We start from the raw sequence: 13,934 nt of genomic DNA, 5'->3' as shown, positions 1-13,934 counted from the left end.
CGTCGCTTTGCTGCGGCAAGGCCAATCGTGTGCCGACCGTAAAGGCCACCACACCCCTCTCCGTCAGTGGTGCGCTGCCAGCATGACTTCCTCCGCATCCAGGCGTTCCAGCGCGTACTGGAGGGTGGTGGAGGAGAACAGACCTTCGTCGCGAGCCTCCAGTAGGGCATCTCGTTGCGCATGGATGGCCTCTACCGCCAGGCCACGCAGTTGAGACTGGCTGAGCTCATGTGGCAGCTTGGTGGGAGCGTTGGCTGCCAAAGCCCGCCCCACTGTGGAAAAGGACTTAGTCAGGCCGCGGGACTCCTCAGGCACCTGCTCACGCAAGGTCTCAGCTAGGGCGGACTCCTTGACCACATTGCGCATAATCTTGAGGACCCGGAGTTTCTCCTCTTCATCCTCCCCTGCAGCCGCCATCAGCGGGTTAACAACCCGCACCAACAAGGGCAGGGTTAGGCCTTGGATTACCAGGGAGCCGGCGGCCACTAGCAGCGCGACCAGAAGCAACAACGGACGCAATGGTGCGGAAAGCGGCAGGGTTTGGGCGGCGGCCAGGGTGACCGCCCCGCGCATTCCGGCCCAGATGATTACCGCACCCTCGCGTGGACCGAGCGTCGCGGCGGTGAAATAGGCCAGGTCGTTGCGGGCGCGCTGCTGACGACGTCGCCCCCGATCCAAGCGGTTGTGCCAGCGATCCAGGGCCTGCTGCCAGGCCTCTGGGCTGAGGTGACGGGAGGCCAAGAGCTCCTCGTCCACGTCGCAGGAGTGGGCTAGGCGGTCTTCAAAGCGGGCCAGGCGCTCCTCGTAAAGGTGCAGGCGTCGCTGGTTGCGGCGTCGGGCTTGGCGCAGCCAGAAGAGGATTGCCGCCACGAATATGGCTCGCACCACCAGGATCAGCGCCCCGGCCAACCCTGCCAGGAGGATGGCGTGTGAGACGGTGGGGGTGGCCGGGTCCACCTGTAGCTCGTGGACGATGCCGTAGGCCTGCAGTCCCATTACCAGGAATACGCCGCCTTCCAGCACCAGTTCAATGGTGCGCCAGTTGGTGTCCGCAGCTCGGCGGTTGCCCGGCGGCAGCAGCTTGGGGCCGTGCACGGAAACGACTAGTCCGGCAACCACTGCCGCCACCAGCCCGGAACCGCCTAGGTGTTCTGCAGGAATGGAGGCCAAGAATGGCACCGTGAAGGAGATAACGGTGTCTGCGGCGGGGTCGGTGACGCGGCGACGCAAGCGGATGGTGGCCTCTCCCACGAGCCAGCCAACCAGCACTGCGACTGCCAAAGCCTGCACGAAGCCGATTGCCAGACTGGCAGGCCGCAGCGCTCCAGCACCGGCATCGAGCCCGGCAGCCACAGCGGAAGACAGGAGGACCAGGGCGGTGGCGTCGTTGAAGAGGCCTTCACCTTCCAGCACTGTGATGATGCGGTGGTTCACTCCCATCACCCGCGCAATGGCGACGGCGACGGCGTCGGTGGGACTGAGCACGGCGCCCAGCGCGATGGCCCATGGCAGGGAGATGGGGGGCACGAGCAACTGCACTACCAGCCCCAAGAGCACTGCGGATACCAGGACCAGTCCGACGGCTAAGGCGGCGACGCTGCGCAGTTCGCGACGGAAATCCATGACGGGCATGGACACGGCGGTGGCGAACAGCATTGGGGGCAGCACGCCTTCCAGAATCAGCTCTGGTTCCACCTCGATGGCTTGCACCCATGGTATGAAACCCACACCGATGCCCAGGGTTAAGAGGATTAGAGGTGAGGCCAGGCCGACCTTAGGGGCCAACTGGTTGCACGCGGCAATGACCAGCAGGGCGACTACTGCGATGACCAATGACTCCATGGGAGCAGGATAAGAGGTGCAGAGGTCAGCTTCTTGTCATCATTGCTCACCTACTCATTCCCAACCCCGTCCTTACTCCCTCCTTTCGGACAACCAAACGCCCAGCGGACAACCTTTCGCGCGGTCGTAGGTTGTCCGAAAGGCGGAAGGTTGTCCGAAAGTCGGGGGGCGGGGGAAGGAGCGCTAGTTAGTCCCGGCAACCACATTTGCCTTGAGGGCCAAAACCGTGCCCGCCGTGATGCCTAGACCCAAAGGGACCGGGCCCAAAACCACGTTCGCGCATACGCATCATGGCTTCAAAACCCTCCTCCCCCATGAATCGCCGGGCCTCTTCACGCCAGCCGCCGAGCTCTTCATCAGCATCTACCCCGAGCTGCTCCTCCAGGCTGCCGATTACTTTGTCCAGAAGGTGATTGAGCTGTACTGCCTCTTCCTGACTGAGGACCTGGAGGTAGTCATCTCCCTCATTACCTAGGCGGGCTTTGGCACCTTCCGGGGTAAGGCTGATGAGCATGATGCGGCGATCGACGTCGCTGGGCTTGCGTTCGATGAGGCCGTCGGCCTCGAGCTTCTTGAGTAGCTCGTTTAGTGACTGCTGGCGGATGTCCAGCAGGTAGGCGAGTTCGCGGGTGGGAATGGGGCTCTGCATCTGCAGGGCGGCAAGCACACGGCCGCGTCCGCGGCTGGTGTCGGCCAGTGGACCGACGTTGTGGCGCGCCTGCATGTGATTGCGACGCATGAGCTTGTGGAGGCGGTGGAGCCGCTCGCGGATTCCGTTCTGGATCGTGTCCATGTTGTTCTCCTGTTTCGTGTCCGGCACCTTTCTACGGGAACCTGTTGTATCTGACAAGCAGGATATTACAGGTACCCTCAGAAAATAATCGAGCGATTCCCACAGGAACCTGTATGTTCTGTGTCACAGGGGGGTGATTCGGATTCCTCAAGAAACCACGGCGAAGAGCGACGGCGCAGGCGGGATTCTGGCCAGCCGCTGCTACTAGCGTGAGGTCATGGCCAGCAGCAACCGGGACCACTCCCCCAGGAGCGTCAGCACCGGCGTCATTCCTACAGACCCGCTCAGCTCGGATGACGCCGCCCCTCGCCCCCACCCCAACACTGCTGCACCGCTGCACTCCCTCGTGCGCAAGCGCGCTGAGCAGTTGCTGCGCGAGCTGGTTGGTCACCCTAACTGCATCCTCCACGACGACCAATGGCGGGCGATCGAGGCCTTGGTCTGCGGACGCCGTCGCACCCTGGTGGTGCAGCGCACCGGCTGGGGCAAGTCCGCCGTGTACTTCATCGCCACTGCCTTGCTGCGCCAGGGCTGGGGCGGCTGGCAGGCGGGAGATCCCTCCCCTTCCTCAGATAATTGCCAGTGTGCAGGCGCGACGGTGATTATCTCGCCCTTGCTGGCCCTAATGCGGGATCAGGTGGCCGCCGCGCAGCGCGCCGGGATCAACGCGGTCACCATCAACTCAGCCAACGCCACCGCTTGGGCGGAGATTGAGGAGCAAATTCGCGCCGGAAGCGTGGATGTGCTGCTGGTATCCCCCGAGCGGTTGAATAACCCGGTCTTCCGGGAGGAGATGGCGCCGCAGCTGGCGGCAAACGCGGGTCTGGTGGTTATTGACGAGGTGCACTGCGTCTCAGACTGGGGCCACGACTTCCGGCCCGACTACCGGCGAATCCGCACCCTTCTAGCGGAGCTACCACCGGGTACCCCGGTGCTAGCCACCACGGCCACCGCAAATGCTCGCGTCACCACCGACGTCGCCGAGCAGCTGGCGACTCCTGGCGAAAACCGGCACGCAGCAGCCCTAACCACCAGTTCTGCTACCAAAGCGTCGGCTGACGACGGCGCCACCGAGGTGCTGGTGCTGCGTGGCCCGCTCGCGCGCCACTCCCTGCACCTGGGGCAGCGCCTGCTGCCAGACGCTGCCTCCCGCCTGGCTTGGCTCACCACGTATCTGCGCACCGCCACGGGCTCCGGCATCGTCTATTGCCTAACGGTCTGCGCAGCACATGAGGTGGCTGAGCGTCTGCAGGAGGCGGGCCTTACAGTCCGGGTTTACACCGGGAAGACTGACCCGGCGGAGCGCGAGCAGCTTGAGGAGGATCTCCGGCACAACCGCGTGAGGGCCCTGGTTGCCACCAGCGCTCTGGGCATGGGTTTTGACAAGCCTGATTTGGCTTTTGTGGTGCATCTGGGAGCCCCCAGCTCCCCGGTTGCCTACTACCAACAAGTCGGTCGCGCAGGACGCGGCGTGGACCGGGCTGAGGTGATCCTGCTGCCAGGCGCGGAAGACCAGGCCATCTGGGACTGGTTCGACTCGCAAGGCTTCCCACCGGAGTCCGAGGTGCGGGCAGTATTGGCAGCCTTGGAGCAGGCCCGTGGCACCGGGGTGAGCGCGCTGAGCACGGCGGTGCTGGAAACGGTCACGAGCCTACGTCGCACCCGCTTGGAATCGATGCTCAAGGTACTGGATGTTGACGGCGCAGTGCGGCGGGTACGCGGTGGCTGGGTGTCAACCGGGCAGCCCTGGAGCTACGACGTCGAACGTTACGCGCGAGTTGCAGCCGCCCGGCAAGCCGAGCGGGACGCCATGTTGAGCTATGAGCGCCTAGAGGCTCCCGCCTGCCGCATGGCCTTCCTGCGCCAGGTCCTCGATGATCCAGAGTTGGAGGCGAGTTGGCGTTGCGGCCACTGTGACTTGTGTGGCGGCCTGAACCTGCCGGAACTGCCTGACACCACGGAGGTTACGGCGGCTCGTCAGTCACTCAACCGAGTGGGAGCGAGCGTGGAACCGCGCCGTCAGTGGCCCACTGGAATGGCTCGCCTTGGCTTGCCCGAGTTCAAGGGGCGCATCAGCGACGCCGAAGGCGCTGGCATCGGGATCGCCGTCGGGCGCCTTGATGGCCTAGGACTGTCTGCGACGCTGCGCGAATTTGTGGAGGCAACTGCCGACGGGCCGGTGCCCCAGGCCCTACGCCCGGCGGTGCTTGAGGTAGCCCACCGACTGGCCCAGCAGATCAGCCAAGCAGAGGAAGAGTCGGCTCCCCCACCGTCGGCCGAGGTACCTGCGCCAAGCTCCAGCGGACTTGTGGTGGTGCTGGTGGACTCCCGCAGTCACCCCCAGCGCTTGCGCCAGCTGGGCAACGCCGTGGCACACACCCTCGGCGCCACAGCCCTGGGCATCATCACGGTCAGTGGCGCTCCTGGGCGTCACGACGTCGGCTCCGCCTTCCGTCTGGCGGAAGTGGCCCGCTCCCTGAGCCTGGCGGGTTGGGGCCGCAGACAGCTTGAGCGATTACGCGGAGCCGAGGTGGTGCTGGTGGACGACTGGACCGACTCAGGTTGGACGCTCACGGTGGCAGCCGCGCTGCTCCGCCGGGCCGGTGCCGCAGACGTGCACCCGCTGGTGCTGGCCCGGAGGTGATCCCCGGGGCACGCCGCGAACCCCAGCAAACAGCGCCCGGCAGCGCCCTGCCCCACCGCATCAAGCACATCAAGGCTGACGCCCTTCCGGCAGCGCGGACACCCCTCAGCTCTGGCGGGCGCGGACGGATTCACCGTGAGCGGGCAGGTCTTCGGAGTCGGCCAGGGCGATCAACGGCGCAGCCATGGAGTCCAGGGCGGCGGCATCGTACTCGATGAGCTGGACGGGCTTGATGTAGGCCATGACGTTGAGCCCGGCGGCGAAGCGCGCGGTTCCACCGGTGGGCAGCACGTGGTTGGAGCCCGCCAGGTAATCCCCCAGCGGCACGGGGCTGTAGGGCCCCACGAAGATGGCCCCGGCGTTGCGGATGCGGCGGGCAACGGCAGGAGCGTCTGCGGTCTGAATCTCCAGGTGCTCGGCGGCATAAGCATCGGCCACAGCGATGCCGTGCTCCAGGTCGCGCACGAGCACGATGCCGGATTGGGGCCCGAGCAGGGCCGTGCGGGCGCGCTCGGCGTGCTTGGTGACCTCCAGGCGGCGGGCCAGGGCCGCCTCGACGGCGTCGGCCAGCTCGGTGGAGTGCGTGATCAGGACGCTGCCGGCGCTGGGGTCGTGCTCGGCCTGGGAGAGCAGGTCGGCGGCCAGGAGCTCGGGGTTGGCGGCGGCGTCAGCCAGGATGGCGATCTCGGTGGGACCAGCTTCGGCGTCGATCCCGACCACTCCGCGCACGGCGCGCTTGGCTGCGGCCACGTACACGTTCCCGGGCCCGGTTATGACATCGACGCCCTCGCACAGCAGATCACCAGTGCCGCCGACGGCAGTGAGGTCCGCCAGGTCGGTTTCATTCTCAATCTTGGCGCCGTAGGCGAGCATAGCGATGGCCTGCGCGCCGCCGACGGCGTAGACCTCATCAACGCCCAGCAGGGCGCAGGCGGCCAGGATGGTGGGATGCGGCAGTCCCCCGAAGTGCTTCTGAGGCGGGGAGGCCAAGGCGATCTGCTTCACGCCCGCGACTTGAGCGGCCACCGCGTTCATGACCACGGAGCTGGGGTAGACGGCGAGCCCGCCCGGCACGTACAGGCCGACGCGCCGCACGGGGATCCAGCGCTGGGTGATGTGCCCGCCGGGGACGATCTGCGTGTCCTTCTCCACCGGCAGCTGAGCTTCGTGCCCGGCACGATTGTGGGCGATGGACAGTTCCAGGGCCTCCCGCACAGCGGGGTCGAGTTCCTCAAGGGCGGCCTTGATCGCCTCGGCCGGGACGCGCAGATGCTTGGGCCGCACCCGGTCGAAGCGCTCGGCCGCGTCACGCAGGGCGGCGGCGCCTCGGCTTCGTACGTCCTGGATCACAGGGGTGACGACGTCCAGGGCGGCAGCAACGTCGAGGGCGGCGCGGGGCAGCGCCTGCGCCAGCTCACGGGCGTTCAGGTCGGTGCTGCGCAGGTCGAGGCGGTGGAGCATGGGGGCATGCTACCGGCCGAGTGCGGACACCTCTGCGGCGCGCCCTGGCGCATTCGTGCTCTCCTAGTTCCTCTTCTGCCGGTTTTGCCCAGACCCCGGCTCTCAACGCGCACTATCTCACCTCCGGTTATATTCTCAGAGCATGAGTACACGCAATACAGGCATTAAGATCGGCGCTGGCATCCTCCTAGCGTTCAGTCTCACCTCCTGCGCAAGCAATCCAGATCCGGCCGCCTCCACTACGCCACTGGCATCTGCGGACACAAGCTCCGCTGCCGGGGCCAGCACCTCTTCCGGCACTGCCACAGCCGTTCCCGGTGGTGATCCCTCCGCCGCCCCGGCAGCCGGTGAAGCAGGTTCAGCGACTGAGGCGGCCGAGGATTCTGCCTCAAAACCCGCCGCTGCCGCCTCGGCGAGCGCGGGAGCCATGGCTGCGCCCTCCGTCGCGGCCTCGGCATCACCCGGCGCCGATGGGGCCGATCGGGCCGCGCAGGACAAGGCCGGTGCGGACAACAAGGACGCGGGAAAGAAGGACAGCACCGCCCTCCAGGACGCCGTCCTATGCTCGACGGACAACCTGCAGGCCTCTCTGGCGGAGGCTTCCAGCGGTGGCACCGACGATTCCTCCTACTGGGACCTGAAGCTGACCAACAACGGCAAGTCCGCCTGCTTGCTGGCGGGTTACCCGGGAGTCCTTCTGAATGACGCCAATGGCCATACCGTCGGCGAGCCGCCCGCGTGGGAGGAGGACGCTGAGACATCCCAGGTACTTCTGGAGCCGGGCAAGAGTGCCGTCTCCACCTTGCGGGCCTTAAACCCCGAGGCTTTGGCCTGTGCCCCTGCGGAGTCCGCCAGTGCTCTGGTCTACCCGCCGGACTTGGAGGGGGTGCTGGACACCGAGGCCAGGGTAAAGGTCTGCCGAGGGATGAGCAGCATGGTCGTCTCCCCGTTCAGAGCCGCGAGCTGAAGCAGAGTCATCGGCTCCCGGCGGTGGGGCCGCCGTCGGCTCCCGGCAGTGGTGCCGACGGCGGCCGCCAGTAGCAGGTGGCGTATTGGCGCCGCCCTGCCGGGGCTTGGCACACCCCGGTCAACGTCGGGGGAAGGCCACCGGGCGACCTTCCAGCTCCACCACCTGCACCTCCACTTCGAACACCTTCCCCAGGACCTCTTCCGTCATCACCTCCTGCGGGCTGCCGTCAGCCGCCACCCGCCCGTCCTTGAGGGCGATGATGCGGTCGGCGTAGGCGGCGGCGGTATTGACGTCGTGTATCACGATCACCACACCGACGCCGCGCTCCTGACCGATTCGCGTGATATGGCGCATCATGTCGCGGGCGTTACGCAGGTCCAGGGCCGACAACGGCTCATCCAGGAGCAGGTGCGTGGACTGCTGTGCGAGGGTCATGGCGATAAGCGCACGTTGCCGCTGTCCGCCGGAGAGTTCGTCGAGGAAACGGTCGACGCAGGCCTGCAGTCCAACCTGTGCAATGGCCTCCGCCGCGACCTCATGGTCCTGCCTGCCCGGGCGTCCCTCACAGTGCGGGTAGCGGCCCAGGAGCACCAGTTCACCCACGGTCAGGCGCACGGACATGTGGTTGTCCTGCCTGAGAATGGCCATACGGCGGGCGAGCGCGGCGCGCTCCCACCGCCTGACGTCACGGTCATCCACCAGCACACGTCCGCCGCTGAGTGGCAGCAGGCGACCGATGCCGCTGAGCAGGGTGGACTTTCCGGCTCCGTTGGGGCCGATCAGGGCAGTCACACCCTGCTCGGGCAGGCAAAGGCTGACCTCTGTGACTACCGGCTCGGCGTCGTAGGCGATGGTCACCCGATCCAGCTGGATCATCTGCGGGCCTCCTTGAAGATCATGGTGGCGAGCAGCAGGCCGCCCGTGAACTCGATGACCACGGGCAGCACGGTGCTCTGGTTGAAGAGGTGCTCCAGCAGGCCCTGCCCTCCCACCAGCACCACTACGGCCAGCAGTGAGCAGCCCAGTAGCAGGTCGCGGGTGCGCGTAGAGCGCAGTGCGTAGACACCGATGTTGACCACTAGCAGGCCCAGGAACATGAGGGGCCCCACCAGGGCGGTGGCGCAGGCCACCTGCATGCAGGACAGGCCCAGTGCGATCCGGGACTCACGCTGGTGGTGCACGCCGAGCCCGCGTGCCAAGTCGGGTCCCAGGGCCAGCACGTCCAAACGGTGCGCCCGGAGACTCATTATGAGGGTTACGACGGCGCATACGGCCCCGCAAACCCACAGCGACTCCTCGTTGACCACGGAGAATGACGCGGTTCCCTTGTCCTGGACCGTCAGTAGCTCGTTGGGGTCCATGATGAAGGAGAGCATGACCGACAGGGAGCGGAATAGGGTTCCCAGGACGATCCCCACCAGCACGAGCAGGTGGATGCTGCGGCGGCCGTCACTGAGGAAGCCTGCGAGCAGCAGCGCGGCGAAGCCCGTCATGATGCCGGCGTTGAGGGCGAAGACGGCCACCGGGTGCAGGCCTGCGAATGCACCGGAGCCCATGAGGAAGACGGAGGTCGTTGCGATCAACCGGTAGAGGGCGTCGAAACCCATTACCCCGGGGCTGAGGATGCGGTTGCGCGTGACGGACTGGAACACGACGGTGGAGGTGCTCAGGGCCACGGCAACCACCACGATTGCCAGGAAGCGGCGCACGCGCAGGCCGACGATGATCTGCCAGCCGGGGAAGGCGTCCCATAAGAGGAAGGCCAGGCAGCACGCCAAGGCGGCAATGGCCAGGACGGCTGTACGTGCGCGCACGCCACGGCGTCGTGCCGCCAGACAGGTTGTAAGGGCGGTGTAGGGAGTCATCCGCGCCTCCGGATCTGGCGGCTCAGCAGCACTACGAAAATCGCCGAGCCGAGCACTCCCATAACCACGCCTACGGGAATCTCCGCCGGGGCGATGAGCGACCGCCCCAGGAGGTCGGCCAGCAGCACGAACAGCGCCCCGCCCAGCGCCACCAGTGGCAGGCTGCGGCGCACGTAGTCACCCACGAGCAGTGAGACCAGGTTGGGTATGACCAGCCCCAGGAAGGGCAGGGTGCCCGCCACCACGGTGGTCACCCCGGAGATGACAGCTACTGCGCCCAGGCCCAGGAGGCTGACACGACGATGATCGATCCCCAGACTGGTGGACAGGCCCTCCCCCATCCCGACGATCGTCAGGGCACTGGCCAGCGCATAGACCAGGAGCGCCACTATCAGGGTGATCCACAGCAGCTCGTAACGTCCTTTGATGACGGAGGCGAAGTTTCCCGTCAGCCAGATTCCCAGCTGCCCTTGCAATCCCGTCTGCCAGGCCAGCAGCTCGCCGGCCGCGCTGATGACTCCGGTGAGGATGATGCCCAGCAGCGGCACTATCACGGGGTCCCGGCTCGGGACTGCGCGCACCAGCGCCATCAGTACGGCGGTGCCTGCCAGGGCGAAGCCGACTGCCACCACCATGCGCAGCCACAGGCTCAGCTGGGGCAGGAAGACCACGGCGACCAGTACGCCCAAGCCCGCAGCTTGTGTCACTCCGGTGGTGGAGGGCTCCACGAAGCGGTTGCGGGTTATCAGCTGCATCACCAGCCCGGCCACGGCCATGGTGGAACCGGCCAGGAGGACCGCGAGGGTACGGGGCAGGCGCGAGACCAGCAGCACCTGCAGCTGGTCCTCGTCAGCCTGACCTCGCAGGAGGTCCAGGAGGGACATCTGCGCGGTGCCGGTGGTGACGGAGACCAGGAGAAGCAGTGCGAGCAGGCACAGGCCACCCGCCAGCCACCAGAGGGTGTGCGGCTGGCGGGTGGCGAGGCCGGCTGCGGGTGCGGTCGGCGTCAAGGTGAGGTCACTTGATCGCTGCGGCGATCTCGTCGAGCTCAGCCAGGAAGTTGCCGGCCCCGGCCATGACCACGTACCACCGCTCCGGGGTCAGGTAGACGATGTGGCCGTTGCGCGCCGCCTTGGTGGAGTTCACCAGGTCGTTGTCCAGGAGCTGCTCGGCGGGAGTCACCCCGTCGGTCTGGCCGATTGCCTTAGCACGGTCCACCACGAAGATGTAGTCCGGGTCGGTCTCCTTGACCGTCTCGAAGGAGATGCTCTTGGCCTTGTGCCCTTCGTCCGGGGTGGTGTCCATGGCCTCCTGGAAGCCGAAGACGTCGTAGATCGGAGCCCAGCGGGAGTTCTTGCCGTGGACGGACAGCTCGTCGGCGTTGGTCATGAGGACCATGGCCGTGCCTTTGGACTTGGCGGTGTCCTGGTGGTTGTTCAGGGCGTCGGTGATCTTCTTCGCGGCCTCAGCGCCCTTGGCGCGCTCCCCCACGGCGTCGGCGACCATCTGCACATTGGCGGCCACCTTCTGCGAGTAGTTGCCCTCCGCCCAGGTGACACCGGCGTTGATGGTGGTCCAGTTCTTGGCCAACTCGGCGCCAACGGCGGCGTCATTGCGGGCCCCCAGGATGATCAGGTCCGGGTTCAGTTTGGCGATGGCCTCCTGGTCCAGTTCTTTGACGGAGCCGATCTTGGGCAGGGTGGAGTAGTCGATGCCCTCGGCGTCTTTGAGCCAGCTGGGCACCGATGTGCCCACAGTGCCCACCACCCGGTCTCCGGCACCAATGGCGTCAAGGGTGTCCAGGGCGGCCATGTCCACCACGACGATGCGTTCGGGACGCTTGGGTATGGTCACCTCCCCGTCGCGGCTGGCCACTGTCAGGGGGAAGGTGACAGCCTCTGCGGCGGCTGCCGGGGAGGCCGTGGCCTCGGGTGCGGTTGCCGCAGTGGAGCTTTCCGGCTGGCTTGAGGAACTGGCTGAGGAGGTAGTGGCCTGGCCGGAGCAGGCGCCCAGCAGCGTGAGGGAGGCTAGGGCCACAAGGGCCTTGGACAGGGGGGAGCGCACTAGGGTTCTCGCTTTCTCTGCACATCGATTGACATGTGAGTACAGGCTACCCTCATTACATTTAGGCACGCATGCATGTCATAAAAACGACAGCTCCGCCAGGACTAAAGTCCTGCTGACTTTCAGTGAAACCGCACCCTCTCAGTGACCAAGGACATACAGGCTCCGCGCAGAGTTCGTCTCGCCTCGACCGCCCCGGAGTCAATCCGATGCGACTCAAGGAGCACTTGTGGAAGCAGCTGAAGCACCTGCAGACGCAGCGCTCGGCTGCCAGGAGCTGGTCCCCCAGGCGACGTTGAACAGGGCTCCGCGGTCCACCACCGTGTGCTCCTCCAAACCGAGGGCCTTGGCGGTGTCACCGAACACCGGCTTACCTGCTCCTTTGGCCCGCGAACCTTCCTTAAGGCGGAAGTCTGAACCCGCATAGTCCCGTGGGTTGCGGGCCTCACGGTTCATCAGGGGGTTATCACCACGTGCGCCTATGATCTCCCAGCCGTTCTGCTCGCGCTCATTCGCGGTAACCTCCCGGCTCTCAGTGAGCTCCTTGAGGCTGCCCGGAAGCACGTTCATCGAGGCGGAGACTTGCCACATGACCGGCACGTTCTGGGACTGCGGTGTGGAGGCTTCGTGGTAGTAGACGTTGTAATCCAGACCCAGGATCATGTCATTGGCGCCCACTTCCCTGCCATCCCAGTTCTTGCCTGCCAACACCCCCGTGTGCCAGGCGAAGCGCCAGGGGTCTTCGGGCAGGGGCGTGGTCTGTTTGGAGGTGAAGATATTGTTGAAGACTTCTGTGTCAGTCTGATCCCAGGTGAATCCGTATTTGACTGACCAGGGATCCTCCACCACACAGGTGCCGTCTTGTTTGCGTGCATTACAGCCCTGGGTGCGCGCATCTTCACGTACCACTAGCGGTTCCAGGGCATAGGCCACCGTGTTGTTCCAGATGCGGGCCCTCTCCGAGCCGGAGCTCAGGATTCCGGTGCCGGCGCCGTTGATGATGTTGGAAGCGATCACCGTGTTGTGCGAGATCTCGTTGAAGACGCCGATAGGGGTGTTCACAAAGTGGTTGCCTACCACGGAGGAGTTGCCCACACCCTCATCCAGCCAGATCCCCGCGCGCCGATTTTCCTGGTAGTGCAGCGGGTCTGCAGCATCGGCTTGCACATCTGCGTAGTCCACCCGGTTTAGTTCAAAGCGCATCCCAAGGGAGTGAGTGATCTTGAAGTCCGCCACGTAACAGTGGGACTGGCAGCGCTCCGAGGAGTCGAAGTCGTTGGCATTGTTTCCAGAGAAGTAGTTTGCGGAGACCGTCAGGCCGTAGGTCTCATTCGCCATCATGCCCACCCCAGCGTTGTCCACCACTTTGGAGGAGGTCAGGGATTGCCCGGAGCCGTTAGTGAAGTGGAGGGCGGAGCCGGAGGTGGCCTGTCGCAGCACAGTGGAGTCGATGTTGACCTTGTCTCCCAGCACCAGCACCATCGTGCCTGCACCTTGAGTGCCGATCTCCGGGTCCTGCAGGCCCCACATTTGGGTGGGGGCGTATTTCTCGATGGTTAGGTTGGCGACGGCGGCGCCGTTTCCAGCGATAGTGAGTGCCCGGGCATGCTGCACTACCTCCACCAGGTGTCCTTTGGGATTTGAACCCATGACGTAATGGGCACGGCGGGAACCAAGCACCTTTCCAATGCGGTCTTGTCCCCCACCTTCAAACTCCATGGGCTGGCGCTCCACGAAGAAGGTGCCTTCTTTGACCTCCTCGCGGCTAGCAACCTGTGTCAGTGGCCGTCCGTCCAGGTAGATCTGCTCTGGGTAGCCCTTGACGCCGTCGTGCTCAGAATCCGGGTTGAATGTGCACTCCTGGCAGAAGCGCACCAGTTCATCGCGGGAGGTCCAGACCTCGCCGTCGGCATCCCAGTCCTTCACTACCTCTGCACCAGAAAGCACCACCTGCTCGCCTCGTCCGGCCTCAAGCCGCACGCGTTCGGGCATGATCAACTCGCCCTCGCGGTAGGTGCCGGAATCCAGGCGAACCGTGTCACCGTCCACGGCAAGGTCCAAGGCATGCCGAATGGTGGCAAAGGGGGCAGAGGCGCTGCCAGAGCCGGAGTCATCACCGGTTGGGGACACGTGTATCACCCGCCCCCCACCCGAACGAGTTAGGAATGCCAACAGCACAATCAGGGCGGCGACGGCGATGGTCAGCACCAGCGCCAGGGCCACTCGGCGAAGTCTCACAGGGAGGCCTCCAGGGACGAGGTTTTGAGGACAGGGATCCTCTCCGGTATGTCAGAC

General features: G+C 65.5%; 10 protein-coding genes. 2 read left to right on the top strand and 8 right to left on the bottom strand.

The window, feature by feature from the left end:
• Positions 1–63: 63 nt before the first annotated feature.
• Together DR039_RS08065 and DR039_RS08060 are read right to left on the bottom strand one after the other, a co-directional pair.
• Positions 64–1,842, bottom strand: a complete 1,779-nt coding sequence (locus DR039_RS08065) for a cation:proton antiporter (protein WP_111836865.1) — start codon at positions 1,840–1,842, stop codon at positions 64–66.
• A gap of 187 nt (positions 1,843–2,029) precedes the next feature.
• Positions 2,030–2,635: a MarR family winged helix-turn-helix transcriptional regulator gene (locus DR039_RS08060; protein ID WP_111836864.1), complete on the bottom strand. Its 606-nt coding sequence runs from the start codon at positions 2,633–2,635 to the stop codon at positions 2,030–2,032.
• A gap of 217 nt (positions 2,636–2,852) precedes the next feature.
• Here DR039_RS08060 and DR039_RS08055 point away from each other — a divergent pair, with 217 nt between their 5' ends.
• The gene (locus DR039_RS08055; RefSeq protein WP_111836863.1) at positions 2,853–5,279 is read left to right on the top strand and encodes a RecQ family ATP-dependent DNA helicase; all 2,427 of its coding nucleotides are present in this window, start codon (positions 2,853–2,855) and stop codon (positions 5,277–5,279) included.
• A 105-nt stretch (positions 5,280–5,384) separates the two neighbouring features.
• Here the strand turns inward: DR039_RS08055 and hisD are convergent, their stop codons facing one another.
• Complete coding sequence (gene hisD / locus DR039_RS08050; RefSeq protein WP_111836862.1) at positions 5,385–6,740, bottom strand: histidinol dehydrogenase; 1,356 nt, start codon at positions 6,738–6,740, stop codon at positions 5,385–5,387.
• Positions 6,741–6,882: 142 nt separating this feature from the next.
• Between hisD and DR039_RS08045 the strand changes: the two genes are divergently transcribed.
• Positions 6,883–7,707 (top strand): DUF4232 domain-containing protein, encoded by an 825-nt coding sequence (locus DR039_RS08045; protein ID WP_111836861.1) that lies wholly within the window; start codon positions 6,883–6,885, stop codon positions 7,705–7,707.
• 120 nt (positions 7,708–7,827) lie between these two features.
• On the opposite strand, the gene DR039_RS08040 is transcribed toward DR039_RS08045, so the two are convergent.
• The 5 genes from DR039_RS08040 to DR039_RS08020 all read right to left on the bottom strand — a co-directional run bounded on the left by DR039_RS08040 (position 7,828) and on the right by DR039_RS08020 (position 13,877).
• On the bottom strand, positions 7,828–8,586 hold the full coding sequence (locus tag DR039_RS08040; protein WP_111836860.1) for an ATP-binding cassette domain-containing protein: 759 nt from the start codon (positions 8,584–8,586) through the stop codon (positions 7,828–7,830).
• A complete protein-coding gene (locus tag DR039_RS08035) occupies positions 8,583–9,575 on the bottom strand; it encodes an iron chelate uptake ABC transporter family permease subunit (protein WP_111836859.1) in 993 nt (330 codons plus the stop codon). Before DR039_RS08035 ends, DR039_RS08040 begins: the two co-directional genes overlap by 4 nt.
• Positions 9,572–10,585 carry an ABC transporter permease gene (locus tag DR039_RS08030; RefSeq protein WP_197719060.1) on the bottom strand — a complete coding sequence of 338 codons (1,014 nt, stop codon included), beginning with the start codon at positions 10,583–10,585 and terminating at the stop codon, positions 9,572–9,574. Before DR039_RS08030 ends, DR039_RS08035 begins: the two co-directional genes overlap by 4 nt.
• Before the next feature lie 7 nt (positions 10,586–10,592).
• Entirely contained in the window at positions 10,593–11,639 is a 1,047-nt protein-coding gene (locus DR039_RS08025; RefSeq protein ID WP_229116889.1) for a siderophore ABC transporter substrate-binding protein, read from the bottom strand.
• Between the two features lie 216 nt (positions 11,640–11,855).
• Positions 11,856–13,877, bottom strand: a complete 2,022-nt coding sequence (locus DR039_RS08020; protein ID WP_126622237.1) for a right-handed parallel beta-helix repeat-containing protein — start codon at positions 13,875–13,877, stop codon at positions 11,856–11,858.
• Between the last annotated feature and the right edge of the window lie 57 nt (positions 13,878–13,934).

It is taken from the genome of Actinomyces bovis (assembly GCF_900444995.1).
Taxonomy (GTDB): Bacteria; Actinomycetota; Actinomycetes; order Actinomycetales; family Actinomycetaceae; genus Actinomyces; species Actinomyces bovis.
The sequence above is the reverse complement of the archived record's forward strand: the minus strand, read 5'-3'. Positions and strand labels throughout refer to the sequence as shown.